Source organism: Chitinivibrionales bacterium, assembly GCA_014728215.1.
Taxonomy (GTDB): domain Bacteria; phylum Fibrobacterota; class Chitinivibrionia; order Chitinivibrionales; family WJKA01; genus WJKA01.
In genome coordinates this window covers 1-24,411 of the sequence record WJLZ01000206.1, presented here as the reverse complement: position 1 = coordinate 24,411, position 24,411 = coordinate 1, and the positions used below count along the sequence as shown (strand labels likewise).

The window sequence follows — 24,411 nt, the reverse complement described above, 5'->3', positions numbered from 1 at the left end:
CGGCAGAACAAATTGTTTGTCTAAAAATAATTCATCGCCTTCTCTGCAGCCTCCAGAACCTTCTCCAGATCACTTTCGGAATGAGCGGTTCCGACAAATGATGCTTCGAATTGTGAGGGAGCAAGATAAATTCCCTGTTCGAGCATTTTTCTGTGATATACCGAGAAACGGTTGGTATCCGATGTAACAGCATCGGCGTAGGTATGTACCGGCCCTTCGGCAAAAAACAGGCTCATCATCGATGCAATAGAATTAATGGTACTGTCGATTCCTGCCTTTGCTGTTATGGAGTTCAATCCGTCGGCGAGCCGCTTTGCTCTGGTTTCGAGTTCGGTCCATGGCTTGCGGGTTTTCAGGGATTCAAGAACAGCGCATCCTGCTGCAACGGCCAGAGGGTTTCCCGACAGGGTTCCTGCCTGATACACGGGGCCGTCGGGGGCGAGGTAATCCATGAATTCTGCTTTCCCGCCATAAGCGCCTACCGGTAGGCCGCCGCCGATGACTTTTCCGAGGGTGGTAAGATCGGGTATTACGTTATAATATTCCTGCGCGCCGCCGGGGCCAAGACGAAAGCCGGAGATGACTTCATCGAAAATCAGCATTGCACCATTTTCGCCGGTTAGTTGCCGAAGGCCTTCCAGAAAGCCGTCCTTCGGAAGAATGACTCCCATATTCCCGGCAACCGGTTCTACGATAACGCAGGCAATTTCATCCCGGTTTTCATCGAAGAGCGAACAGACCGATTCAAGATCGTTGTAGGAACCGATCAGGGTATCCCGAGCGGTCCCTCCGGTGACACCCGGGGAACTGGGATGGCCCAGGGTCAGGGCGCCGCTTCCCGCTTTCACCAAAAAACTGTCGCCGTGGCCGTGGTAACATCCTTCGAACTTGATAATTTTATCCCGCCGGGTGATCCCCCGTGCCAGGCGTACCGCACTCATGGTCGCTTCAGTGCCGGAGTTGACAAGACGCACTTTCTCGATCCCGGGTACCATGGCCGCAATCATCTCTGCAAGCTCTATCTCCTTTTCGATCGGCGCGCCGAAACTTGTCCCGGATTCGGCCGCCTTACACACCGCTTCGACAACGGCAGGATGGGCATGGCCTAAAATCAACGGGCCCCAGGACATCACCATGTCGATATATTCGTTCCCCTCGCAATCGTAGATTTTACTTCCCTTTCCCCGAGTGATAAAGGGCGGTTCGGCGTCGACTGATTTAAATGCTCTCACCGGCGAATTGACTCCTCCGGGAATAGACTGTAGTGCGCGTTGATATAATTCCTTGCTGGTTGTCATGACCTGTCCTCTCTGAATAATCGTGATCCGGTTTTTTTTAGTTCCCGGGTACTGAACAGTATCCGGTAATCGGTTATGTCTTCCTGCCGGACAATATCCCGCACCTCCGTCTCCACCTCATCCCTGCTTTTCCCATGGATCATGGCGTAGAGGCGGTAGGGCCATCGGGGGAGTCGTGGACGTTCGTAACAATGACTCACAGAGTCTCGGCCGGCCATCCTGGAGGCGATCTCCCGCACCTTGTCTTTCGGCATATCAAAAACAGCCATTCCATTGGCCGTGTACCCCGAAATCCGGTGGTTGACAAAGGCGCCTATTTTTCTGATCAGCCCCTCCTGTTTCCATCCTTCTATTTTTTCGAGCAGCTCATTTTCGGTAATCCCGGCCTCTTCAGCTAGTTTTTGATAGGGATTCTCGCAGATCGGGAAACCCTTCTGTAAGAGTGCTAATATTTTTTTATCACTGCCGGTCATTTTTCCCCTGTTCCTCATCGTATGAAAACGAGACATTCAATTTGAAAACATTGAGCGCAGGAAGCTCCAGAAGCTCTTCGATACCGTCACGGGAGGAAATTTCCGAAAGAATATTTTCGATCTCGAACCGGTCTTCGGCAATAACCGTGAACCAGACATTGAGGTCATCATCCCGAAGATAGTTATGGGTGATATGCGGATAGGCGTTGATACAACGAGTAACCTCATCCAGCTTTGCAAAATCGACCTTTGTCGCTACCAGCGTTGTTGTATACCCTGCCTTTTGGGGGGACAGCGATATCCCGAGTCTTCGTATAATGCCGTCATCTTTGAGTTTTCGTACCCGGGCTATGACCTCCTGTTCTCCCAGATCGATTTTTTCCCCTACCGATTTAAAAGGGTGCGGTCCAATGGGAAAATCATTCTGTATCAGATTGAGGATTTTTTTATCAATGATATCCATGGTGGTTTTCAGGTTGCGGTTGAGTGGAGACAACGAGCCGGCTCGAGGCGCCAGCAGGATTGAGTGTTTGAAAAAGAACAATACTCTCTCTTCCATACACCCTTAACCTTGCTTTCACGTTGCACCCTTCAACTTTTCTTTCTTTTCCTTTTCGGTTCATAGCAACAATAGGGTTCTTCACCGATATAGTTTCCACTCTCAAAATACGCCCTGGCCCTGCATCCGCCGCAAATGTTCACGAATTCACATATCCCGCATTTGCCCCGATAGGCGTTTCGGTTTCTTAAATCGTTAAAAACGTTCGATTCTTCGTAGATCTTTTTGAAATTAAAATCTGTTTCCCGAAGGTTGCCGCAGGGAACATCAAGAAAGCCGCAGGCCTGTACGATACCCTTATAGGAGACAAAGGCAAATCCCTGTCCGCCCAGGCATCCTCCGGAATGGTGGCCGGGGTGTGTTTTTGCCGACTGAGTACCGGGCAGTGCTTTTCGTTTCTGTCGGGCTATCCGGTAATAATGGGGCGCACAGGTTACCCGGATGGTAATATCTTCTTTCTGCGATTGTTCATAAATCCATTCCAGGGCTTTTTCATATTCCTGGGGCGCCAGTTCCAGATGGGCTATTGCTTTGCCCCTGCCGGTGGGGACCAGGAAAAAGGGGTTGAACACCACTGCGCCAAGCTTTTTACTCAACTCCAGTAATTCTGGGAGGTCATCCGCATTATGCTTTGCAATCGTCGAGTTGATCTGAAACTCGATATTCTCTTTTTTTAACCAATCGATCCCTTTCATTGCAGCATCAAATGCCCCGGAAACTCCCCGGAATTCATCGTGGGCCTTTGCCGTAGCGCCATCGATACTGATACTGATCCGCTCGATACCCGCAGCTTTGATCTTTTTTGCGTTCTCCGCATTGATCATGTGTCCGCAGGGTGACATAACAACGCGCAATCCCTTGTCCGATGCATACCGGGCAAGCTCAAAAATATCCTCCCGGTACATTGGTTCCCCGCCGGTGAGAATAAGGATCGGCCGGGCAAAGGAGGTGACATTGTCGATCAATCGTTTGCCTTCCGCCGTACTCAACTGGTGATCATATTTCTCGTTTCGCGCCGCTCCCCGGCAATGGCGGCATGCCAGCGGACAGCGACGGGTTGTTTCCCAGGCGAGAAGATGGAGAGGGGAGGGGTGCATATTTTTTCAGAGACTGATTAATGGTTACGAGAACGATTAAGATTGATTATAGAGAAAATTATTCATAATTTGCTATGCTGCGTTTCCATCCGATGAGCATCGATACAATGTTGTATAAATGTTCATTGCCGATTTTGATGCTTTGTCGATAAGGATATGTATTGAATCTGGAATACCGAATTCTGTGTTTGGATTTTCATGCCATATCAACAACTCCAATGATTTGTGATAGATATCCAGTCTTTCATGATCAAACACTTTGTTGTTTTTCTCCTTACCGTATTCGGCCGTGTTTTCCTCAACAACACTCTTATTACTTTTAATTAAACCGATTATCATTGATCCGATATGATACAAATTCCTTTTATAATCAATTTTTTTTCTGAGCTACAATCTTCTTGATAAATAATATGTCGAGACACGCAGCACATTCTAATGTGGAGCCAAATGCTGCAATTAAGTGATTCTTTCTCTTAATCATTCTCGGACTCGTTGAGCACGCGCTGCGAATAATCTTCAATCTTCTTATTACCCATTCTCCCCACTCTCCGGGCAAAATAGGTCAAAATAATTTCGGCTCCGGCTCGTTTAATTGATGTCAAGGTCTCCATCATGACCCGATCTCCATCGATAAGCCCTTTTTGGGCGGCATGCATAATCATGGAGTACTCTCCGCTTACGTTATAGGCGGCGACAGGGAGGAGGGTATGGTCGCGGATCGTTCGGATGATATCGAGGTAGGCGAGGGCGGGCTTGACCATGACAATATCGGCGCCTTCACTCTCGTCAAGCTGTACTTCGTGGAGTGCTTCGCGGGCATTGGCGGGGTCCATCTGGTAGGTGCGGCGGTCGCCGAATTCGGGGGCCGAGTCGGCGGCTTCCCGGAAAGGGCCGTAGTATGCCGAAGCGTATTTTGCGGCATAGGACATAAGGCTGACATCTTCGAAACCCCGGGAATCCAAAGCTTCCCGGATCGCTCCCACCCGGCCGTCCATCATGTCTGACGGGGCCACAATGTCGGCGCCGGCCTCGGCATGAGAGATCGCCATTTTTGCCAGAAGCTCCAGGGTGGCGTCGTTGTCCACATCTTTTTCTTTCAGGACGCCGCAGTGACCGTGCGAGGTATACTCGCACAGGCAGACGTCGGTAATGACCACGAGGCCGGGGACGGCTTTTTTAATTTCCCGAACTGCATTCTGAATGATACCGTCCTCTTTTATCGCATGTGACCCGGCGGGGTCTTTGGATTCGGGAATACCGAAAAGGATCACCGCGGGGATATCCAGATCGGCGAGTTCGCCGCACTCACGCACCGCCGTGTCGACCGAGAAGTGGTACTGCTCGGGCATAGAGGAAATAGGCCTTTTTACCTGTGATCCCGGTACAATAAAAAGAGGGGCCACAAGGTCGTCGACCGAGAGTTTCGTTTCCCGTACCATCCGGCGGATTGTTTTGTTTCTCCGCAATCGTCGTTTTCTGACAAGGGGGAATTGCATGGTTTACTCCAATCCAATTTCATTATCGGTGAGATAGCAGGCCGGTTCCTGAGCCCAGATATCGCCGTAGACCGCCTCGGCCCGGACCCGGAAATTACCACCGCAGACATCCAGATAGGTGCATTGTGCGCATCGGCCTTTGACATGCCTTTTCTTGTTTTTGAGTTTTTTCATGAGCGGGTCCGACCGGTCGGTCCAGATTTCACTGAATGGCCGCCGTATCACATTGCCGAAAGTATAGTGGCGCCAGAACTGATCGGCGTGCACGCTGCCGTCCCAACCGACACACCCGATTCCAACCCCGCTGCTGTTGCCGCCGTTCATTTTCAGAAGCTCCATGACCTGGTCGGCGCGAGGATTGTTTTCTTTCAGCATCCGAAGATACAGATAGATCCCGTCGCAATGATTATCAACGGTGAGCACCTCGGTGGGCAGGCCCTTTTTGTGGAGAATCGCTGTGCGGTCGATAATCAGGTCCACGACTGCTCTGGTTTCCTGATGAGAAAGATCGTCGTTCATCAGTTCGGCGCCGCGGCCGGCATAGACCAGGTGGTAGAAGCAGATCCGGGGGATCTTTTCTTTTTCGATGAGATCAAAGATACCCGGAATATCCCGCACATTGTGTTTCGTTATGGTAAACCGGAGTCCTACTTTAAGTCCCCGGTCGGTACATGCCCGAACACCGTCAAGTGCCCTCTCAAAGGCCCCCGGCGTTCGACGGAACGTGTTGTTTGTCTCCCGGAGGCCGTCGATGCTGATTCCCACATAGGAGAGATCGGCCTCTTTGAGTTTGCCGGCTTGTTCGTGGTTGATCAAGGTCCCATTTGTGGAAACCACGGCGCGCAGTCCCCGGGTGCGGGCATGCGTGATCAGCTCGAAGAGGTCTTTTCGCGTCAGCGGTTCGCCGCCGGAAAAAAGAATCACCGGGCTGCCGAATGCGGCCAGATCGTCGAGGAACTTCTTTCCCTGATCGGTCGTCATTTCACCACCGTAGTCGATATCTTGGGAATGGGAGTAGCAATGAACGCATTTCAGATTACACCGCCGGGTGCAGTTCCATACCACCACCGGTTTTTTATCTTCGGCGAACTGAAGAAGGTGGGAAGGAAGGGCGTGCGATTTTCTCCCATACCGCAGAGCATCGGAGGGCTCGACAGTCCCGCAATAGAGTTTACTGATTCCTATCATAATAATTCCGTATCGATTCCACCAGACCGGGGATAGTATGTACCGATGCCTGAGTCGCAGGTCGGATCCCCGCGGTTTTCAGCGCCTTTGTTGTTTCGGGGCCGATGGAGAATGCCGCAATAGAATCTTTAATTCGATCTATAAATGCTTTTCCAAGGGCGTCGATGAAATATTTTACCGTTGATGAGCTTGTAAAGGTGACGCCGTCGAGGCTCCCTTCCTCAATCAGTGTTTCGATTTGTGTTGTATCGGTAGTTCCCGGTACTGTTTTATAAACAATAATGTCGTCGACCCGTGCACCGTATTGTTTGAGGTTTTCGGGAAGTTCTTTGCCGGCGATATCGGCGCGGGCAAGAAGGAACTTCTTGTCGTCAATGGTTTCCCGTGCCCGCAGTTCTTCAAACAGCACCGCGGAAGTAAATTTTGATGGTTCGAAGTTTGGGCGTATGCCGTATTCTTTAAGCCGTGACGCCGTTGCCGAGCCGATGACCGCGATTTTAACCGGCGCAAAAATCCGGGCGTCGAACCCGAGCGCATAGACCCGGTCCATGAAGAGGGACACACCATTGACACTGGTGAATACCACCCAGGCGTAGCTGCTCAGAGACCGGATTGCCCGGTCGATTTCCTTGGTCGATTCCTGCGGAGAGATTTCGATGACCGGCATTTCGATTGTATCGGCGCCCAGTTCGGCAAGCTTCCCGGAGAGCGCCGATGCTTGTGTCCGGCTCCGGGTGACGGCAATTTTTTTACCGAAGAGCGGCAGATTTTCAAACCAGGCGATTGACTTGTGGAGTTGGTTGACCTTGCCCACAACCGTTAATGCCGGCGGCTTGATACCGGCTTTTGCCGCTTTCCGGGCGATTGTTTCGAGCGTGCCCGTAACGGTCTGTTGCAAGGGAGTAGTGGCCCATCGTACGACGGAAACCGGGGTTGCGCCGTCCATTCCCTGCTCGATGAGTCGCCGGGCAATGGAGGGGAGGTTTTTAACCCCCATATAAAAAACCAGTGTACTTTGAGACCGGGCGAGGGCGCGCCAGTTGATTGTTGATTCTTTTTTGGCGGGATCTTCGTGGCCGGTGACAAAGGTAACCGATGAATTGTAACGACGGTCGGTGAGGGGAATTCCGGCATAGGCTGCGGCGCCCAGGGCCGCGGGAATACCGGGAATCACCGCAAAGGAGACCCCCTTTTCTTTCAGGTAAAGCGCCTCTTCGGAGCCTCTTCCAAAAATATAGGGATCGCCGCCCTTGAGGCGTACGACTCTGTTGCCTTCGCGGGCTTTTGTGCACAGAAGCTCGTTGATCTGCTCCTGTTCCATGGTATGGCGTCCCCCTTTTTTGCCGACATAGATTTTTTCGCACGACGGGGGGGCGTATTCGAGCAATTTCGAATTGACAAGGTAATCGTACACGATCACCTCGGCCCCGGCAATTGCATCGCGTGCCGCAACGGTAATCAGTCCCGGATCGCCGGGGCCTGAGCCGCAGAGAGTTACGTTGCCTGTATCATTCATAGGTATTTCCTTCGAGAGGTCTTCAACGATTGCGCTCAATTTCCTTTAAAATCGTATCCGCTCCCTGTTCAAGCAGCCTCCGGGCGACCTCTTTGCCCAGTGATTGCGCAGTGTCCGGTGGTCCCTCCAGGGTTTCTTCCAGAAAAGGCGTGCCGTTTATACCGGCCACCATGGCAAAGAGGCTGAGGCTCTCCCTTTCGATCGCTGTTCTTACGCCGATAGGAACCTGGCATCCGCCCTCAAGCTCCCTGAGCACCGATCGTTCGGCGTCGGTTGCCCGGCGGGTTTCCGGGTGGTCCAACGATTCGAGGAGCGCCCGGGCTGGACGGTTGTCTTCCCTGATTTCAACAACCATAGCACCCTGACTTACCGCATGATACCAGATCGAAGGATCGAGTGACGACGATATCCTGTTTCTCAAATCAAGCCGTGCAAGCCCCGCTTCCGCCAGAATAAGGGCGTCATAGAGACCGTCATCGAGTTTCCCCAGCCGGGTATCCACATTGCCCCGGATACTCTTTACTTTCAGATCGGGTCGGTGATGCGTCAATTGTGCTCTCCGTCTCAGGCTGTCGGTCCCGATACAGGCTCCCGGCGGCAGCGTGGCCAGAGACGCCCCCTCTTTCCCAACAAGAACATCACCACACGGTCCCCGTTTAATCACCGCGGCGAGGTGTAAACCCGGAGGAAGTGCGGTGGGAAGGTCCTTATAGCTGTGGACCGCGCAGTCGATCGAGCCGTCGAGCAGGCATTTTTCGATTTCTTTGGTGAAAAGCCCCTTGTCGCCGATTTTTGACAATGACGAATCAAGGATCCGGTCCCCTTTGGTTTCGATGCACTTTTCTTCGATGGTGAGTTCAGGATACTTCTCGCGAAGCATATTCGTGACAAGGGTGGTCTGTATGCGGGCAAGACGGCTTTTACGGGTGCCGATAACTAGTTTATTCATTGGATTCGGATTCCAGGTTAAAAACAGACCTGACTGCATCGACCCAGTATGCGGCATTATCAATGCCGCCACACTGGCTTTTGCGCAGCCGTTCTATGGGTTCCCGAAGGATTTTTTTGACCAGCCGCCTGGTCATCAGTTCCAGCCGTTTCTCCTGCCCTTCGGAGAGTTCCTGCGGACCGCGTCGCAGCTCTTTTTTCCGGACTACTTCAAAGTGATGGACAAGCGCTTTGATTGTGGGAGCAACTGCCAGCGAGCGATACCACTCGTAAAGCTTTTCGATTTCTTCCTTGATAATTGTCTCGACTTTTGGCGTTTCAGCTTTACGGCACAAAATATTTTTATCAACGATACTCGTGAGATTGTCGATATCATAAAGCATAATACCCTTCATTCTGGATACGTGCTCATCGATGCTCCGGGGAACACTGATATCGATCAAGGTTAGGCTCCGGCAATTTCGTTTCTTCATAACAATTTCGAGCTGCTTTTTTCCGAGTATCGGTTCAGGTGCGCTTACGGCGGAGATAACAAAATCTGCAGCAGCAATGGAATCGATAAGATGTGTCCAGGGAATTGCTTGCGTTCCTGTATGACAGGCCAGAGCTGAGGCTTTTTCGGTGGTACGGTTCGTTATTGTCAACGATCCCACCTTCTTTTTTGCCATATGCACCGATGCCAGATGAGCCATTTCGCCCGCACCGATAACCAGTCCGCTTTTCTGTGAGAAATTTTTAAGTGTCTGTTGTGCAAGTTCGGCGGCGGCAAGACTGACTGAAACCGCCCCGATATTGATATCTGTTTCAGTCCGGGCTCGTTTACCGACCCGAAAGGAGGCATGCATTACCTTATTGAGCACGAAGCCGTTTGTTCCGGCATCACAGGCACGGCGATAGGCTTCTTTTACCTGCGCAAGAATCTGTGTTTCACCCACGATCATCGATTCGAGTCCTGCGGTAACCCTGAAGAGATGGTTGACAGCGTTCTTGTCGGTAAAGCTGTAGAACAGGTCGTGATCAACGGGAGATATGTCTTTCCATTCACAGAGTGATTCAACGAGAAGGCGGGGGAGTGTCACCCGTTCTTCAGAAGAGACGGCGCCGTACCGGACAAGTATTTCAGTCCTGTTGCAGGTGCTCAAAAGAAGCGCTTCCTCTATACCCGGTTTTCCCAGGAGGGTGAGAAGAAATTCTCCGGTTTCGGCTTTGGAGAAGGCGAATTTTTCTCTGATATTTACCGGTGCAGTTGAATGATTAATGCCTGTCAGTAGTATCTGCACTGCGCTAAAAGCCTTTCCAGCGGTTGTGTATTCCCTTTAAGATATTCCTGTAGTTCTGATGACTCTCCGATACGCCGATAAATATCCATCCGTTTTTTTGAGGACGGTTCCCGCTTTTTAAGTTCGCAACGAAAATTATTCAGCACCTCCAGCAGGGGAGCGTAGGTATCGGGAAAAAGCGGTTCCAGCTCTTTTCTGATCTTCTTTGCCATCCCGGGAAATGAACCCGCAGTCGAGATTGCAATGGAGAGATTGCCTTTTGTTACCCGTGCGGGCACGTAAAAGCTGCATAAATCAGGCACATCGACGACGTTAACAAGCCGTTCCGCCTCATGGGCGTCCATACTGACGACTTTATTGGTCTCTGCATCGCCGGTTGCCGCAATTATGAGAAAATAATCCTTTGCTTCACCTTTATTATAACGACGCTTGTGTAATGTTTCAATTTTCTTTTCCTTGGCCCGGGCGACAATCGATGGTGTTACTTCAGGAGCGATTACGGTTATCCGGGCCCCTTCTTCGATAAGGGAGGCGATCTTGCGCTCGGCAACGGTTCCCCCGCCTACAACAAGGCAGGGCTTCTCGGTCAGTTTCAGATAGATCGGATACATAGCACATGAAAAGAGTTGGGGTGATGGAGTATTGGAGTAATGGAGCACTGGGAAAAATCCGTAAGAGATAATAATTCTCCAGCACGCCGGTACGCCACCATTCCATCACTCCATTGCTTTCCCCATTTCCTCCTGTATAGTCAATGCCTCTTCGTGAATATGTTCGTAAATATCGCGCACAAAATCGGGATTGAGACTATGTTCCTTTGCCTGGTCGATTCTGCTTTTGACAATCTGGTCCCATCGGGCAGGCTGAAGAAGCGAGACTTTATTCTGCTGTTTCAATTCACCGATCTGCTTTACGTCATCCATCCGTTTGCCCAGAAGGGCGATAATATTATTGTCGATCGTATCGATATCGTTACGGAGGAGGCTCAGTTTTTCGTTAAAATCGTTTTCTTCAAGGGAGATATCTTTAATTTTCAGGTTTTTAATCAGGTTTCCGTACTGCCTGGGAGTCAACTGTTGTTTGGCGTCGCTCAGGGCTTTGTCGGGATTCCGGTGTACTTCGATCATGAGGCCGTCAAAGAGAAAGTCGAGAGCTTCCTGGGCGATCTCGGAGATATATTTCCTGTTTCCGCAGATATGACTCGGATCGCAGATAATGGGTAATTTCGGAAAGCGCCGCCGCAGCTCGATCGGGACCCGCCAGATCGGCTGATTGCGGTATCTGTCCTGACGGTAGGTGGCGAACCCCCGGTGGAGGGCCATGATCCGGGTGATACCCGCCTTGTTGATCCGTTCGATCGCCCCGAGCCAAAGTTCGACATCTGCATTCATGGGGTTTTTTATCAGGACCGGTATATCGGCGCCTTTAAGGGCATCGGCAATATCCTGGACTGCAAAGGGGTTGGTCGATGTTCGTGCGCCGATCCAGATCATATCGATCCCTTTTTTCAGACACTGCTCGAGCTGGCGGGCATTTGCGACCTCTGTTGCCACCGGAAGACCGGTTATTTTTCCGGCCTGTTTAAGCCATTTCAGCCCCTCGGCGCCAACACCCTCAAAAGTGCCCGGCCGAGTCCTGGGTTTCCATATACCCGCCCTGAATACGGAAACAGTATGCCTGGACAACTCCTGCGCAGTCGCAATAACCTGTTCTTCAGATTCGGCACTGCAGGGGCCGGCAATAAAAAACTTCTTCTGAAACGGAATCCCCCACTCGGAGAGTTTTTTGACATTGAGACTTTTTTTCATTATAATCCCGGTGAATGGCTGACAGGTACCTTGTAAATCGAAACTAAAAAAGTAGCTACTCAGGTTCCTATGGACGATTTCAGGCGTCATTTAGGCTTTTGGCGGAATGACGAGACCGGTCCACCTGAGTAGTTATCTAAAAAATATCTTTTCTATGCCGTTCATGTCCAATGGCGGAGCATACAATTGGCTTTTTAGAGAAAAACCGGATAGGGGGTATCATCCCGGATAATCCCCACCCCTTCCATTTCAACCAGCCATGACGGCCGGCACACTGCTGCCTGGGTATAGAGAATCGGGATGCTTTCCGGAACATGCCTTTGGACTATTGAGCGGACAATGTCGATTGCATGGGGGTCCCGAAGATAGACGAAAAGATAGGCCATATCGGATAATGTCGCGCCATGGGGTTCCAGCAGCGCTTTCATATTTTCTAAAGTCCTCCGGGTCTGCTGTGTGATATCGCTGAGATGGAGTACGGTGCCTTTATTATCGATACTGGCCGTTCCCGAGATATAGAGATGGGAGCGGTCGCCGAACCGTACCCTGAGCCCCCGCTCGAAAGTAACGCCGTAATCGATTGTGGGGGAGAGATGATCAAGTGCCTCCATGCGGACAATCTGCTCCGGAACACAATTCGATAGGGACATACAGTCGACCGTTACCAGTGAATGGGTGTCGATGGAAGCGCCTTCGATGCCCGTACTGGCCAGATACCGGCTCTTTTGGGTCAGGTCCTTTTCGGCGAAAAACACCCGGCGGGCTTTGACCATCCCCGAGTAATGGTTGTCGATATCCCGGACATGCACCCAGGTACGTATGCCGTTACCAAGAAGTGTCATGCCGTGGTTTTCAATCGAATCGTTCAGGTCCCTGAATATTCTGTCGGTCTGGAGCTGGGAATCGAATTCCCCGCCGCCGGCATAAAGCGCGTTCCAGAGCATGGCATAGTTGTGGCCTTTGAGGACAATTCCGTTACGCCACGAATTGTTCTCGCTTTTCAGATGTTTTTTTGGAAATGAGGAGCCGTCTCTGTTTTTAATATGATACGAGAAGAGGACTATCGGGCCGCCGATCAGCGATGCCTGTTGAATGACCGAAACCGCCCCCCGTTGCAACCGGCGGTACAGCGGTGAGGCAGCCAACTGTTCTTTCTGATTCTCGATGTCGCTCGTGTAAAGGCGGCTGAATACCTGGGTCTCCTTTGAGAGGCCGAGTTCCGAAAGCGCATTGGTATAGGAACCGTCGATTTCCCGGAGGGCTTCGGGAAAGTCCATGTGACCGGAGCATTCGATGATAAATGTGTATTCATCGGCCCCCGAGCTTGTCGAAAAATACGAGCATTTTACCTGCGATGTCAAGGAATGTAATTCGGGCATTATCTGTCTTTCTAATTGCGTGGTTATTTGAGGTAGAATTTGAAACGGAGCATCCAGTACCAGTCAAGGGGACTCTGGCAGAGTTCTTCATCCCCCAGTCCCAGAAGCCACCCGGCTTTTCCAGTCGTCACATACTTTCTCCAGGTATGGTCCGATGCCGCCTGAGCGATAATCTCGCCGACCTCACCCACCGATTTTACGGCAAAGAGGGACCATTTCCAGTCATCCCGCTGGGGAAAGGGATACTTGTTAACCTCACCGTAAGCTGCGGGTTTGGCTTCACCGGTAAATGGAATCGGAACACTTTGTTGCCAGATATGGTTCTCCGAATTGGAAAAGTCGTTGGGGAAATATTCAACTTCCAGAGCACAGACGTCAAGAATGTTAAAAGCGGGGATATTGAATCCGACCATGACGGGAATTCTTTTTCTGATATCATCATAAAAAACCGGATAATCTTTAATTCCCAGAACAGCGGCTTCCGTATAGAGCTTCAGGTCCTCTTCACCAAAAATCGGCATATCGAAGAGGGCCTTTGGATCGATAGTGATTCGTCCTGCAGCCTTGATTCCCGGCGTGGTTTTTTCTTCGTCCACCGAGATTAAATGACTGAATGATATTCCCGCCCCGATGTCAAACAGCTTGTTTGGTGTGTAATTAACTAAATAAGAAAGTGAAAAATCGTACACCGGATATCGCTGTATTTCGCTGTGAACAAAAAAGTCCTGATGCAGATTGTCGAATAATGACAGGCGGGTCTGGAGACCGAGAATTTTGGTTTTATCGGCGATATCGAATCCGGAGACCACGATGGGAGGATAGGCGCCGCTGCGAAAAAGATATTCGCCCAGGTTTCGAACATCGGGATTGTATTTAAAAGAAAAATACCCGAGCTTGGTTGACAGTTTCACTTTTTCGGCGTCCAGGTGCCGGGTAAAGAGGGAGGTTTCGATCGGGTAGGGGATAAAGGAGCGCATGAAATTACGGGTTTCCTGCTCGGATTTATTTTCTTTCAGCACCGTATTAAAAGCAATCCGTGCGCCTGCATGAACCGTGATGTCGCTTTTGTCGCCGGCCGGCGCTTGTACGCGCAGGCCCATATCGGTATAAATAATCCAGGTTTCTGCAAAATCGAAATGCCAGTAATTGGATGAGTAGGCGTATTTTTTTCGCCCAATATCAGTCGTATCGTCGGCATAAACATCGCCATCGATAAAAGTGCTTTTCACTACTTCCCCCATAGTCATCCATCCCCAGGGAGTAATCGTAATCTTTTTTTCTCGTTCTTTGGCGCTTGCCTGAGAAACCATACAGACAACGACTCCGATAATAACAAAATAAAAAAACATACCATTTTTCACAAAAAAAATCTCCTATAATCTGAACATGTGTTACAGCGAATTTACAAATTCTACCAGATCATCGATATCTTCATCGGAAACCGCCTGGTGGATTCCATGATTTGTGGGATCGGTATACACCTTTTTCATGGTCGCCGACCGTCCGTCATGAAGATAGGGAACAGTGCGCCATACTTCGTGGAGGGTGGGGGTATCCCAACTTCCATCCAGGGTGCCGTGATCGTCGGGCCCAACCAGGCCCGAATGTTTACGTTGATCGGTATAGTAGTTGTTTGAGGGATGGCATGTCCCGCATGCAAGCCGGTCGAAGACCGCTTTTCCGTTTTCGGCCAGCACACTCAAAGACCCCTTGTCAAGAAATGGGCTGGGGACTGCACGTTCCATCCGAAGATATTCATCGATTGCACCGGCTTCAGGCTCAACCGATGCCGGGTCGATAAAGAGGATCAACTCAACCCCTTTCCGGGTAGCGACCTCGGCAAACTGACGCACCCCCGTGACCATACTTGGCGGTGTAATATGAGAATAGAGCAGGCTCTTGTCATTCTTGAAATTGCCCACCCCGTCGTTTTCGAGGTCCCATTTAAGGGCGTCGGAGCGGGCCTCGGGATGGCAGGAAAAGCAGCTCTGCCACGAACCCTGGCATATCCGGGGGGAGGCATCGCAGAAGTTGAACTCACCCCAGCGGATGGTATCATCCTGCATGTCCGGTGTCTGACCGAGGGTGATGGTCCTGCTTAAGCCGGGAGTTGTACCGCTGATATCGTAGACTTCTATTTTGTCGGAAAAATAACCGCCGATATACGCCTTCGATTTGGCCACTGCAACCGTGCGGGGGCCTTTCACCGTTACTTTTCGACGGCTGGTAAAGGACTGAGAAAAGGTAAGGTCGATTGAGAGGTCCTGGTCCGCTGTTACGGCGGCAAGTTTCTGATGAAGCGTATTTCGGTCGATCAGATGGATTTCATGGCTCCCGGTGGTAGTGATAACCAGCTTGTCGCCGTCACAGGCGATCCCCCAGGGATTGGCGGCGCCGCCGCCGAAAGGGTCGTCGAGAAGAACGACATTGACATTCTCTTGCCGTTCAAGATCGATCACACTGAACCCATTGGCATTGATCCAGCCGCCTTCAATCGGAAACAGGGGGGTCATGGTGTGGTTCGATCGGACATGGCTCACGTAAGCATACCGTCTGTCGGGGCTGATCGTTATTCCGGCCAGGCTCTGTGCACCGTTGGTCAGCAAGACATCGGCTTCAACACTCCCGGTTGCGGTGTTGATTATCGATACCGCCGACTGGCGGATATCCACATCAGACCGGCCCGTGGGGAGATAATTCGTCACCACCAGTTTCGAGCCGTCCGGGGTAAGCGCGGCGTCGTAAGGCTCCCGTACAACCGGGATCGTTCCCGTTACCGTCCCGGAACCAATATCGATAACCGAAACAAGATTTTCGAATCGATTGCAGACATACAGCACCGAACCGTCGGGCGAAACAACCGGGGCCCGGCATGAGTGACCCGCCGGAATGTTTCGTGTGACATTCCCTGAGGCGATATCAATGACACTGACTATGCCCAGAGGCCGTTTGTCGGAGTAACAGGCCGCATACAACGTCGCCCCGTCGGGAGACACGGCAACTCCATGCGGTGCTTTGGGAACATACACCCTCTTGTCGACTTCACCCGAAGATGCATTCACGAAATCGATACAACGGGCGTTAATTCCGCAACATAGAGCGTCTGTTCATCGGGAGAAACAGCGATATCCACGGGGGAAAGATAGGGGGATTTGTTGACCCCCGGAAGTTCATTGTACATAAAAAGAAGTTCGGTAATGAAACCCGGTGATACCGGCGTTTCATCGCCAAAAACAACGCAATAGCTTGCCAGCACTACGAGTAATGTCGTGCAGTGTGCTTTCATTTTATGCTCCTCTTAGTTCACCACCCGGATTTTGCGGACTGCCTTTACATTGTCAATCATTAACACGACAAGATAGATCCCGCTCTCGCGAGACGTCGTGGGGTACACGAAGCGGTGATAACCCCCGGCAAGCCTTCTGTCCAGGAGCTTCGAAACCATTTGTCCTTGAAGGTTATAAAGAAAAATCCGGGGGTGTTTTTTCCGGGAGAGGTTAAAGGATACCGTCACCCTGCCTGCACTCCGGGATATTCTGAGCCCCAGGATCGTTTCTCTGGATACCAGGGGCAACGCATCGACCTCGGTGGCATTCACAATGCCGTAATGGGTGAGGGTGCCGTTGGCATCATAGACGTCGATTTTCGAAAGCTCGGCGCCGTCATAGTGGTATTGAATCCGATGAGTTTGCGTGCTTGTGTTGTCAAAAAACTCATAGACTCCGGTTTTGATACCTGGAGCATAGGAGCCTTCATATTCCTTTTTCCCTTCTTTTGCACTGAAATGGTCATAGAAGGCGAAGCTGCCGCCGTCCCCGCCGTATGCCCAGGTCGACCAGGCCGTGCGAAGGTCGACCGTGTTTCGGTATTCTTCGCCGGACCGCTTCCCCGAGTTGTCGAGCGTGGCTGTCGAACGGGTGAGAATATATCCCCGGCTGTCGCGTTCTTTACCGGTGTAATCGTAGACTGTGCGGCCGTTAAGAGTGCCGCCGTTATAGTGAAAGAGGACATAAAAAAGAGGGTTGCCCGAAGAATCGAACATGTCCAGCCTTTCAGCCGGAGACCCGTTAAGGGACGGTTGAAAGATCAGTAAAAGGAGGGATATCATATAATTAAAGCGTTTCAGTAGCATACATTTTTCTCCCGCACCTGTTCTCCCGATCCGATCATAAATCGTTCTATACGCCAAGATTATACGGTTTCAGGCAGCACATTATCTATCTATTCCGGGTTCTATAAGATAATATACTACTAATCGTGCAATTTCACCCTTTAAAATTATTGTATTTATTGCATAAGTATGATAAATTCTATAAAACACAGCAGAATAAAGCATTGTTCCGAATGGTGCAGGCGATCGAGAAAGAATCACAAATGGGCATTGGAGAGAATTGCGCGCGAGCTATTTCTGAGAATCGGGGGGATCGATGGTTGATCCTGCAGGGGTGATCTTCCTGCATCCCGGTCCGTTCAGGGTGCTTTTGCCCCTGGAGCGGGGAATAACCTTGATCCGTGTGCCGATTCTCTCCTGCAGTGCGGCAACATGGGAAATGATCCCGATACATTTGCCTTCCTGGTGAAGTCCTGCCAGGGTTTCGAGCGCGGTTTCCAGTGATTCTTGGTCGAGGCTCCCGAATCCTTCATCAAGAAACAGCGAATCGACCCGTACCTTTCGACTGGCCATTTGGGAGAGTCCCAAAGCAAGGGTGCAACTCACAATAAAGCTTTCACCGCCCGACAGGTTTCTGGTCGACCTGATTTCACCGGCCTGATAATTATCGACGACATTCAGTTCCAGCGGGTGCTCTTCATCCCGGACCAGCAGATAGCGGTCGGTCATCAATGCCAGTTGTCGATTGGCGTGGGAGACCATCAGTTCGAAGGTCAGGCCCTGGGCAAAGTTCCGGTATCTCTTGCCGTCGGCCGATCCGATCAGGGTATGCAGTTTTTCCCACCGCCGGCACTCTTCTTTTCCTGTGCAGCAGCAGTTTCCTGTTTTTCGCTTTCCCTCAGTCTGTGCAAGGCCGTTTTTTCTTCACCCTGCAGCTTCACGATAACCGATTCCTGGGTTTCGGCTTTTTGGATGCGTTCGCTCAGGGCTGCAATCTTTTGTTCCGTTTCATCAGGAGCCGGCACATTGCCCCGGGCATAGGGATGTTCCTCGGCGCCGCAGAGCGGGCACGGAATACCGTCTTCGAGTCGGGAACGATACTCCCGGAGTTCGGCAATTTTTGTCAGGAAGGCCATTTCACGAAGAAGGGTCTCCTTTTCGGTGCGGTATTCACGAATCAGGCGGTTTTCCAGGAGTGAATCCAACTCCTTTTTAGCCTCTTTAAGCGACTCTTCCACCGTGTTGACTTGCTGCCCTCGCTCCTTACGCAGCTTTGTATACGCATTCAGGGCATCGGTGATTTTCTCCACGCTCTTGCCGGCTTTCTGTTGCGCAGTCGTCTTCGATGCAATTTCGTGTTGCATTGTGCCAAGACCGCCAAGCTGTTCTTCGATGCCGGCCAGACCGCCGATAAGCCATTCGTCCCGGGCGTGTTGTTCAAGGTATTCCCCGGTCTCGGAAAGCTCCTTTTGTAGTGTTTCTCGTCTGTTCAGTGTTCGGGATTTGAGCAGTTCATTTTCTTCGATCTGTGCTCTCTCCCGGGCGCAGTCGGTCTGGTCACGTTCCACATCATTTTTTTGAGAAGCCAGCGCCTGGTCCAGCGAGCGGACCTGCTGAAGCAAGGGTGCTGCTATTTTCTGTTTTTCTTTGGCTGAGCGGGTGCGTTCTTCGGCGCTTTTTACCTTTTCACCATTCTGTTCGAGTGATGCTTTAAGCGCGAGTTGGTCCTTTTGCTGCTGGTTCCTGAGCGCGTTCAGGGTAGCATAGTCACCGTCCAGTTCGGCGGCCCCGAGTGCCCGGTCCAACCGTTGAGAGTGGGGGGTGAATGATTTGAAGTCGTCTTCAAGTTTTCGGCGTTCTCCGTCCAAAAGGTCGATTTCCTCTTTGAGCTTCTCGATACGGCTTAACCAGGTCAGGGCATTTTCAAGTTGTGCCGACTCGGCGGCCAGGCGCTCCTCCTGTTTTTGTTTGTCGCGTAGCTCTCGACGGACCTCTTCTTCTCTTTCGGGTTCCAGGATCACAATGCCCGAGGTCTCTGCCTCCAGGAGTTGGAGCTTTTCCCGTTCATTTCGGTGTCGCTCATGGACCCGCCGGGAGATCTCCGTGTAGATCCCGGTACCGGTAATCTGTTCGAGGATCCGGGATTTTTCTTCACTGTCGGCCTTGAGAAAGGTGTCGAACCCTCCTTGGGCGAGGAGAATTGACCTGGTGAACCGCTCGAAATCCATGCCGGTTTTTGTTTCAATGACCCCGGCTACCAGACTCTTTTTGGTCTCGATTGGCGTTCCGGTTTCTGCGTCACTGATCTCATGCCGTGCGTCGGCAAGCCGCCCATCGGCTTTTTTTCTGGCCCGGTGCTGGGCCCAGTGGCAGCGAAACCGGCCTGCCTGGGATTCGAACAGCACCTCGGCAAAGCATTCGCCGGTATGACGGGACATGATTTCATTGCTGCTTTTGGTTATCTTCCCCAGTCGTGGGGCAGCGCCGTAGAGTGCCAGACAGAGGGCGTCGAGTATGGTCGATTTCCCCGAGCCGGTGGGACCGGTCAGCGCAAAAATGCCGTCGGAGATATATTCCGGGGCGGTGAAATCGATGATCCACTCTCCGTAGAGTGAGTTGAGGTTTTTAAATCTAAGCTCAAGAATCTTCATGACCGGCCATTCTATTCCGCATTGGCGTCCTCTTCATGGAGCGATATGAGTATTTCATTATAGGATGTTGTCAGCGCTTTCCGTTCCTCGGCGGGCACCTGGAAGGTATCCAGACAGCGGGCAAAGACATCACACGGATCCAGGTCGTCGATGTTTCATCCTCCCGGACGGTCCTCAATACACGGTCCATGATTCGTTTGTTTCTGATCCGACGGATTTCCAGCATCGAACCGGCAACGGTTTCCTCGAGAAGTTCCCGGAGATTTCCGATGAGATCCGCGCCGGAATATTCGATCTCGAGCCATGCGTTGCTCTGTGCCGTTTTCAATTGTTCTATCCTTCCACAGATATCCTCAAGGGAACCGGTGATCCGTTCGAGGGGTTGAAAACAGGGGAGAGGTATTTCCCAAATTGCCGGGGTGGCGCCGGTGAAGTGGACCACAATGATCATTTTTTGCCGCCCCGATTCACCGTAGCCCATGGGGATGGGAGACCCGCTGTAACGGATATGCTCGGTCTTTCCCACCCGTTGCGGAACATGGAGATGACCCAGAGCGAGGTAGTCGATGGATGACGGGAACACGTCCTTTCCCACGTGGGCCAGTGACCCGACATACAGGTCCCGCACGCCGTCTACCTCAGCCGTTTTCCCGCCGGCGGTAAAGAGGTGGCCCATGGCAATGGTCGGCACGTCCGGATACCCCTTCTGCGCCTCCTCCCGCTGCTTCTCCTCAGCGATAGCGCACACATCACGATAGTGGTTTTTCAGTCCTTCGATCATCCCGGCGGTTTTGTCGTCACTGGTCTCGCCGGGTTCGACCGTCCGGATATCTCTGTCCCGTAAATAGGGGATTGCACAGACAATCGCCTCCGGACGCCCCTGTTCATCGAAAAGCCGGACCACTTCCTCTGCCAAGTTATCGGTTGCAGCGCCGACCACATGGACATTGAGGGTCCGCAAGAGTTCGCGAGGCGCATTCAGGAAGGTCGGCGAGTCGTGGTTGCCGGCAATGATAACCACGTGACGGCAGCAGGAATTGGCAATTCGGCAGAGAAAACGATAATAGAGCCTTTGCGCGCGGTTGCCGGGTGTACTGGTATCGAACACATCACCGGCGATCAGCAGCGCGTCGATACTTTCATCCTCGATAGTCTTTCCGAGCCACTCAAGAAAGGCGGAAAATTCATCATATCGTTTCCTGCCGTAGAGTGAACGGCCCAGATGTCAGTCTGAAGTGTGGAGGATTTTCATGGGGCCTTCCAGAAATGATTTCCTATAAAATAGATAAGTCGTACACCTTTGTTCGGTATACAGCGCCGGATTAAGGCGCGAGGTTGCGAGGTTACGAGATTACAGAAGTGGGAGCAATTGTCTCTCGATTTACTAAAACGTTACAATCTGAACGGCGGATATTTGTCGGTTAAAAGCAGGAAAGCATAGGCATTCACCCGCAAACCCCATCTAAATACTCCCACCACAAATTCATGCATCCGGGGAGGGTATTTACCGGTGAAAAGGATCGAAAACCATGCGATGATCGTTATGGTTATCACTGCGATAAAAAGAAATGCCAACACAAGGTAGTGGGGTATCGCTAAAAACCATTTGATAAGTGGAAGCCCTCTGCTCAATTCTTTTTCGACATCGGGGTAGCGAAGGTCGAGTTTGACAAATTGTTGATCGTCGATTGACGGATACTCATCACGAAGCAAAAACAGGTAAGAAACAACCCGCATCATGAACCCCGATAAATACAAATTCCATTCAAACCATACTTTTGGATACCTGTTTCTGAAAAGAATGGTCAGCATCACCGGAAGAAACAGTATGCCGCCGCCGATCATCATTCCCTCATCCGAACTGAATCCAATTACCAGCGAAAAAAGGATAAGAATCGGGAGGGCATAGAATATCCTGAAAAATGCCGACAGCCTGTCGGATTGCGACGGGCACTCGATAAAAAGATCCGCAGAGGGATAATCGGTTTCTTTTTGTATGGTTTCCATTGTACGACCTCGAAAATGGGAGAAAGGAGTTTTTATGGAATATATATTAAATCCCAGTGTGTATTCATAATGGACTGTTCAATTTATCGTGAAGTAAAAGCACCTTGACAGCCGTACTGAGGTTCGGGGGGGCAGCCTATTGCTGTAAGTCGGCTTATACATAGAGTACGGTTGGTATCGATATAGGCAATTAATAATCCCGCAAGGTAATTATCGGGATCTTGAAGGATTGAAATACCGCTACGTGGCTCCAAGTCGCAGAGCGCCCGGGGTATAATGCAATCAAAAGAATGGTTAAGATATTTGCCGACATGATAATGAACATAGGTGCTTATCGGGCATGAATCGTTATAGGAAACTGTTTTTGCGGAAACAGAAGCAGTAGTGAGTAAAGCAATAATCAAAAATATTTTGTATACCACCGGTAATGAAAACATTAATGGTGCTCCTTGTTTGATGTCGCTTTATTGCTTTGGTAAAAATATAATTAATTTACTTTGTAATAGAAATGACAACTACCCAAACGATGGGTTCTGAATATAGAACACAGGTTATGCCAATGTGCTGATTAACGATGGTTTTCTGTTATTTTTATCTTTCTGATCGACGAATATCGTCTATATCGACCTTACCCGCGCTCCATTCTGTACAAAAGTGAAAATATGTGGAGAGTGGAATCAATATAAAACGGCCGCCCGAAAGCGGCCATTTTGCTTCAACCTGATTATGGCAATATAATTACGGGAGGCGTTATTTTTTCTTTCTTATTGGAATCAGGCCAAGAAGCGAGATAAGGCCGAAGCCTAAAAGTGAGAGTGTTCCGGGTTCGGGCACTGAAACTGTATTCAGAGAGACATTATCGATAAAACCGCCATAGGTGTTTTCGGTGCCGTCGGCAATAAAAGAAAGTGAATGAGTCCCCGCGGCAACATCGTTGAGACTGTATTCATAGTATACCCATTCATTCTGTGGCGGACGGGAACCGGCGAGAATATCAATGGTTTGGTCGTCAAATTCAACGATAATGCCGTTATCATATTGATCATCGGTGCGGGGAATATAATAGAAACCCAGTGCAAGGTCGGATGTCTCATCCAAATAGATATCCTGAGTCATACCGCTGTTGCTGTTGGGGCTGGGGTGAGAATCCAACTCAACATACAGATTACCCTCATGGGCATCGACAATCGTGTTGTACTGGATCTCGATACCGCTTCCGGAAGTCGTATGCCAGCCGGGAATTGTCTTGTAGACATCCCACGTATCGTTCTGATAAACACCGGGGTCGTTATTATCCTGAAGGTCGCTCATATATATATGGTTGACAAACCCCTGTTCGGCGCCGAACTCTTCAAACCCGCCGTTGACAATTAAATCGGCGTGGACTGCAATAAAACCTGAAATCAGTATGCCTGCGAGTACTTTTTTCATAAAAACCTCCTTTTAGGTTGTTTTAAATATAATGCCTTACGAACGGAAAACAAAATTACATTTCTGTTACATTTTAAACTCTTTATAAATCAATGGTTTATGGGGAGAGTCGGGAGTGGTTTTGTTTGGGCAATGGAAAGGCGCGGTGGAAAGGGACTTCCGTTTCTATGCCCGGGGTTTTGGAGGGAGTGGTGGCTTCTTTGGAATGGTTCGCTCGTGTGTTTCCTTTTTTGTCAATTGTTGTAATCGCGTATCGGCAGAATGGCCGTATTCTTGAGGTGGTGGTAGCACGTATTGTATATTCGTAACACAATGTTTTCTGCATCTTAGCCGGACAGCATAAAAATACTATGAAAAGCGAAACCAGGCTAACATTTATTATCAATGCCTCACTCAGCACTGCATTGTGCGGCGGTGTAACGGTATTCAGAAAGCGATACGGCGCCAAGCTCGAGGTTTCGATTTTCTGCACTCACGATATCGAAGAGAATACGGTGAGAAGCGAGGCTGTTGCCGAATCGCTTCGCAGCGCCGACATGGTGTTTCTCGATATCCGCGGTGACGGCAGGGCGGTGGGGATTTGCGAGCGGGTGCTGGGTGATTCAACCACGCCGGTGGCACTGCTTATCGGCGGTTCACCCCGTCTGATGTCGCTTCTTCGGTTGGGCGGGTTCAGCATGAAAAAAATCATGCAACGCAGCGCTCGGCGAAGCAAAAAACCAAGCCGCGGCGGATTCAGTATTTCCCGCGCACAGCGTATAATGAGAATTATCGAGCGGGTCGGTACATTTCTGCCCTTCGGACCCCTCAAGCATGCCCGTAACTGGGCGCTGTTCATGCAATACTGGGGGCACAGCGGTGATGAGAACATCTGCAACATGCTGGCGCTGGCCCTGCGGGAATACTGCGGCGTTTCACTCGGAGAATCGCCCCGTCCCAGAGCATATCCGGACTTTGGCGTCTATGATCCCCAAAGCGCCAAAACCTGGTCCTCACTCGAATCGTATCAACACGACACCGGTTTTAATGCAAAAATGCCCACGATCGGCATTCTCTTCTACGGGGGGATGCATTTCGAGCAGAGTGTGGTCCCGGCAAAAGAGTATATCCATCGATTGCGCGACCGGGGGTGCAATGTCATACCGGTTTTTTCAACCGCACCACACAAT

The 24,411-nt window shown here is 50.8% G+C and carries 21 protein-coding genes and 2 pseudogenes; 1 reads left to right on the top strand and 22 read right to left on the bottom strand.

From position 1 onward, the window contains the following. Positions 1 to 20: 20 nt before the first annotated feature. The 22 genes and pseudogenes from hemL to GF401_18790 form a co-directional block, all read right to left on the bottom strand. Positions 21 to 1,298: a glutamate-1-semialdehyde 2,1-aminomutase gene (gene hemL / locus GF401_18895; GenBank protein ID MBD3347126.1), complete on the bottom strand. Its 1,278-nt coding sequence runs from the start codon at positions 1,296 to 1,298 to the stop codon at positions 21 to 23. Next, positions 1,295 to 1,771 carry an Lrp/AsnC family transcriptional regulator gene (locus tag GF401_18890; protein MBD3347125.1) on the bottom strand — a complete coding sequence of 159 codons (477 nt, stop codon included), beginning with the start codon at positions 1,769 to 1,771 and terminating at the stop codon, positions 1,295 to 1,297. The genes hemL and GF401_18890 overlap by 4 nt, the downstream gene beginning before the upstream one ends. Beyond that, a complete protein-coding gene (locus tag GF401_18885; GenBank protein ID MBD3347124.1) occupies positions 1,758 to 2,330 on the bottom strand; it encodes an AsnC family transcriptional regulator in 573 nt (190 codons plus the stop codon). Before GF401_18885 ends, GF401_18890 begins: the two co-directional genes overlap by 14 nt. Before the next feature lie 32 nt (positions 2,331 to 2,362). Continuing rightward, positions 2,363 to 3,427, bottom strand: a complete 1,065-nt coding sequence (locus tag GF401_18880; protein MBD3347123.1) for a radical SAM protein — start codon at positions 3,425 to 3,427, stop codon at positions 2,363 to 2,365. A gap of 72 nt (positions 3,428 to 3,499) precedes the next feature. Beyond that, positions 3,500 to 3,766: a hypothetical protein gene (locus GF401_18875; protein MBD3347122.1), complete on the bottom strand. Its 267-nt coding sequence runs from the start codon at positions 3,764 to 3,766 to the stop codon at positions 3,500 to 3,502. Positions 3,767 to 3,900: 134 nt separating this feature from the next. Next, positions 3,901 to 4,923, bottom strand: a complete 1,023-nt coding sequence (gene hemB, locus GF401_18870; GenBank protein MBD3347121.1) for a porphobilinogen synthase — start codon at positions 4,921 to 4,923, stop codon at positions 3,901 to 3,903. A gap of 3 nt (positions 4,924 to 4,926) precedes the next feature. Then, entirely contained in the window at positions 4,927 to 6,111 is a 1,185-nt protein-coding gene (gene ahbC, locus GF401_18865) for a 12,18-didecarboxysiroheme deacetylase (GenBank protein ID MBD3347120.1), read from the bottom strand. Further along, positions 6,095 to 7,627: a uroporphyrinogen-III C-methyltransferase gene (gene cobA / locus GF401_18860; GenBank protein MBD3347119.1), complete on the bottom strand. Its 1,533-nt coding sequence runs from the start codon at positions 7,625 to 7,627 to the stop codon at positions 6,095 to 6,097. Before cobA ends, ahbC begins: the two co-directional genes overlap by 17 nt. Positions 7,628 to 7,649: 22 nt before the next feature. After that, a complete protein-coding gene (gene hemC, locus GF401_18855; GenBank protein ID MBD3347118.1) occupies positions 7,650 to 8,576 on the bottom strand; it encodes a hydroxymethylbilane synthase in 927 nt (308 codons plus the stop codon). After that, positions 8,569 to 9,855, bottom strand: a complete 1,287-nt coding sequence (locus GF401_18850; GenBank protein ID MBD3347117.1) for a glutamyl-tRNA reductase — start codon at positions 9,853 to 9,855, stop codon at positions 8,569 to 8,571. The genes hemC and GF401_18850 overlap by 8 nt, the downstream gene beginning before the upstream one ends. Continuing rightward, a complete protein-coding gene (locus GF401_18845; protein ID MBD3347116.1) occupies positions 9,840 to 10,514 on the bottom strand; it encodes a bifunctional precorrin-2 dehydrogenase/sirohydrochlorin ferrochelatase in 675 nt (224 codons plus the stop codon). Before GF401_18845 ends, GF401_18850 begins: the two co-directional genes overlap by 16 nt. Positions 10,515 to 10,571: 57 nt before the next feature. Then, positions 10,572 to 11,663, bottom strand: a complete 1,092-nt coding sequence (locus GF401_18840; protein MBD3347115.1) for a 3-deoxy-7-phosphoheptulonate synthase — start codon at positions 11,661 to 11,663, stop codon at positions 10,572 to 10,574. A gap of 194 nt (positions 11,664 to 11,857) precedes the next feature. Next, positions 11,858 to 13,042, bottom strand: a complete 1,185-nt coding sequence (locus tag GF401_18835; GenBank protein ID MBD3347114.1) for a hypothetical protein — start codon at positions 13,040 to 13,042, stop codon at positions 11,858 to 11,860. A gap of 23 nt (positions 13,043 to 13,065) precedes the next feature. Then, positions 13,066 to 14,403: a hypothetical protein gene (locus GF401_18830; protein ID MBD3347113.1), complete on the bottom strand. Its 1,338-nt coding sequence runs from the start codon at positions 14,401 to 14,403 to the stop codon at positions 13,066 to 13,068. Positions 14,404 to 14,433: 30 nt separating this feature from the next. Beyond that, a complete protein-coding gene (locus GF401_18825) occupies positions 14,434 to 16,128 on the bottom strand; it encodes a hypothetical protein (protein ID MBD3347112.1) in 1,695 nt (564 codons plus the stop codon). Next, on the bottom strand, positions 16,101 to 16,328 hold the full coding sequence (locus GF401_18820; GenBank protein MBD3347111.1) for a hypothetical protein: 228 nt from the start codon (positions 16,326 to 16,328) through the stop codon (positions 16,101 to 16,103). The genes GF401_18825 and GF401_18820 overlap by 28 nt, the downstream gene beginning before the upstream one ends. 12 nt (positions 16,329 to 16,340) lie before the next feature. Further along, on the bottom strand, positions 16,341 to 17,174 hold the full coding sequence (locus GF401_18815; GenBank protein ID MBD3347110.1) for a hypothetical protein: 834 nt from the start codon (positions 17,172 to 17,174) through the stop codon (positions 16,341 to 16,343). A 270-nt stretch (positions 17,175 to 17,444) separates the two neighbouring features. Beyond that, a pseudogene (locus GF401_18810) lies at positions 17,445 to 19,804 on the bottom strand (AAA family ATPase). A gap of 11 nt (positions 19,805 to 19,815) precedes the next feature. Further along, positions 19,816 to 21,056, bottom strand: a pseudogene (gene sbcD / locus GF401_18805) (exonuclease subunit SbcD). A 140-nt stretch (positions 21,057 to 21,196) separates the two neighbouring features. After that, entirely contained in the window at positions 21,197 to 21,811 is a 615-nt protein-coding gene (locus GF401_18800; protein MBD3347109.1) for a DUF4389 domain-containing protein, read from the bottom strand. A gap of 83 nt (positions 21,812 to 21,894) precedes the next feature. Continuing rightward, entirely contained in the window at positions 21,895 to 22,248 is a 354-nt protein-coding gene (locus GF401_18795; GenBank protein ID MBD3347108.1) for a hypothetical protein, read from the bottom strand. 313 nt (positions 22,249 to 22,561) lie between these two features. Beyond that, positions 22,562 to 23,242: a PEP-CTERM sorting domain-containing protein gene (locus GF401_18790; protein MBD3347107.1), complete on the bottom strand. Its 681-nt coding sequence runs from the start codon at positions 23,240 to 23,242 to the stop codon at positions 22,562 to 22,564. Between the two features lie 350 nt (positions 23,243 to 23,592). Here GF401_18790 and GF401_18785 point away from each other — a divergent pair. Beyond that, the coding region (locus GF401_18785; protein MBD3347106.1) for a DUF3479 domain-containing protein at positions 23,593 to 24,411 on the top strand (819 nt) is incomplete at its 3' end.

Coding starts and splice junctions, on each gene's coding strand:
- hemL (MBD3347126.1), bottom strand. CDS start 1,298: ATGACAACCAGCAAGGAATTATATCAACGCGCACTACAGTCTATTCCC.
- GF401_18890 (MBD3347125.1), bottom strand. CDS start 1,771: ATGACCGGCAGTGATAAAAAAATATTAGCACTCTTACAGAAGGGTTTC.
- GF401_18885 (MBD3347124.1), bottom strand. CDS start 2,330: ATGGAAGAGAGAGTATTGTTCTTTTTCAAACACTCAATCCTGCTGGCG.
- GF401_18880 (MBD3347123.1), bottom strand. CDS start 3,427: ATGCACCCCTCCCCTCTCCATCTTCTCGCCTGGGAAACAACCCGTCGC.
- GF401_18875 (MBD3347122.1), bottom strand. CDS start 3,766: ATGATAATCGGTTTAATTAAAAGTAATAAGAGTGTTGTTGAGGAAAAC.
- hemB (MBD3347121.1), bottom strand. CDS start 4,923: ATGCAATTCCCCCTTGTCAGAAAACGACGATTGCGGAGAAACAAAACA.
- ahbC (MBD3347120.1), bottom strand. CDS start 6,111: ATGATAGGAATCAGTAAACTCTATTGCGGGACTGTCGAGCCCTCCGAT.
- cobA (MBD3347119.1), bottom strand. CDS start 7,627: ATGAATGATACAGGCAACGTAACTCTCTGCGGCTCAGGCCCCGGCGAT.
- hemC (MBD3347118.1), bottom strand. CDS start 8,576: ATGAATAAACTAGTTATCGGCACCCGTAAAAGCCGTCTTGCCCGCATA.
- GF401_18840 (MBD3347115.1), bottom strand. CDS start 11,663: ATGAAAAAAAGTCTCAATGTCAAAAAACTCTCCGAGTGGGGGATTCCG.
- GF401_18835 (MBD3347114.1), bottom strand. CDS start 13,042: ATGCCCGAATTACATTCCTTGACATCGCAGGTAAAATGCTCGTATTTT.
- GF401_18820 (MBD3347111.1), bottom strand. CDS start 16,328: ATGAAAGCACACTGCACGACATTACTCGTAGTGCTGGCAAGCTATTGC.
- GF401_18815 (MBD3347110.1), bottom strand. CDS start 17,174: ATGCTACTGAAACGCTTTAATTATATGATATCCCTCCTTTTACTGATC.
- GF401_18800 (MBD3347109.1), bottom strand. CDS start 21,811: ATGGAAACCATACAAAAAGAAACCGATTATCCCTCTGCGGATCTTTTT.
- GF401_18795 (MBD3347108.1), bottom strand. CDS start 22,248: ATGTTTTCATTACCGGTGGTATACAAAATATTTTTGATTATTGCTTTA.
- GF401_18790 (MBD3347107.1), bottom strand. CDS start 23,242: ATGAAAAAAGTACTCGCAGGCATACTGATTTCAGGTTTTATTGCAGTC.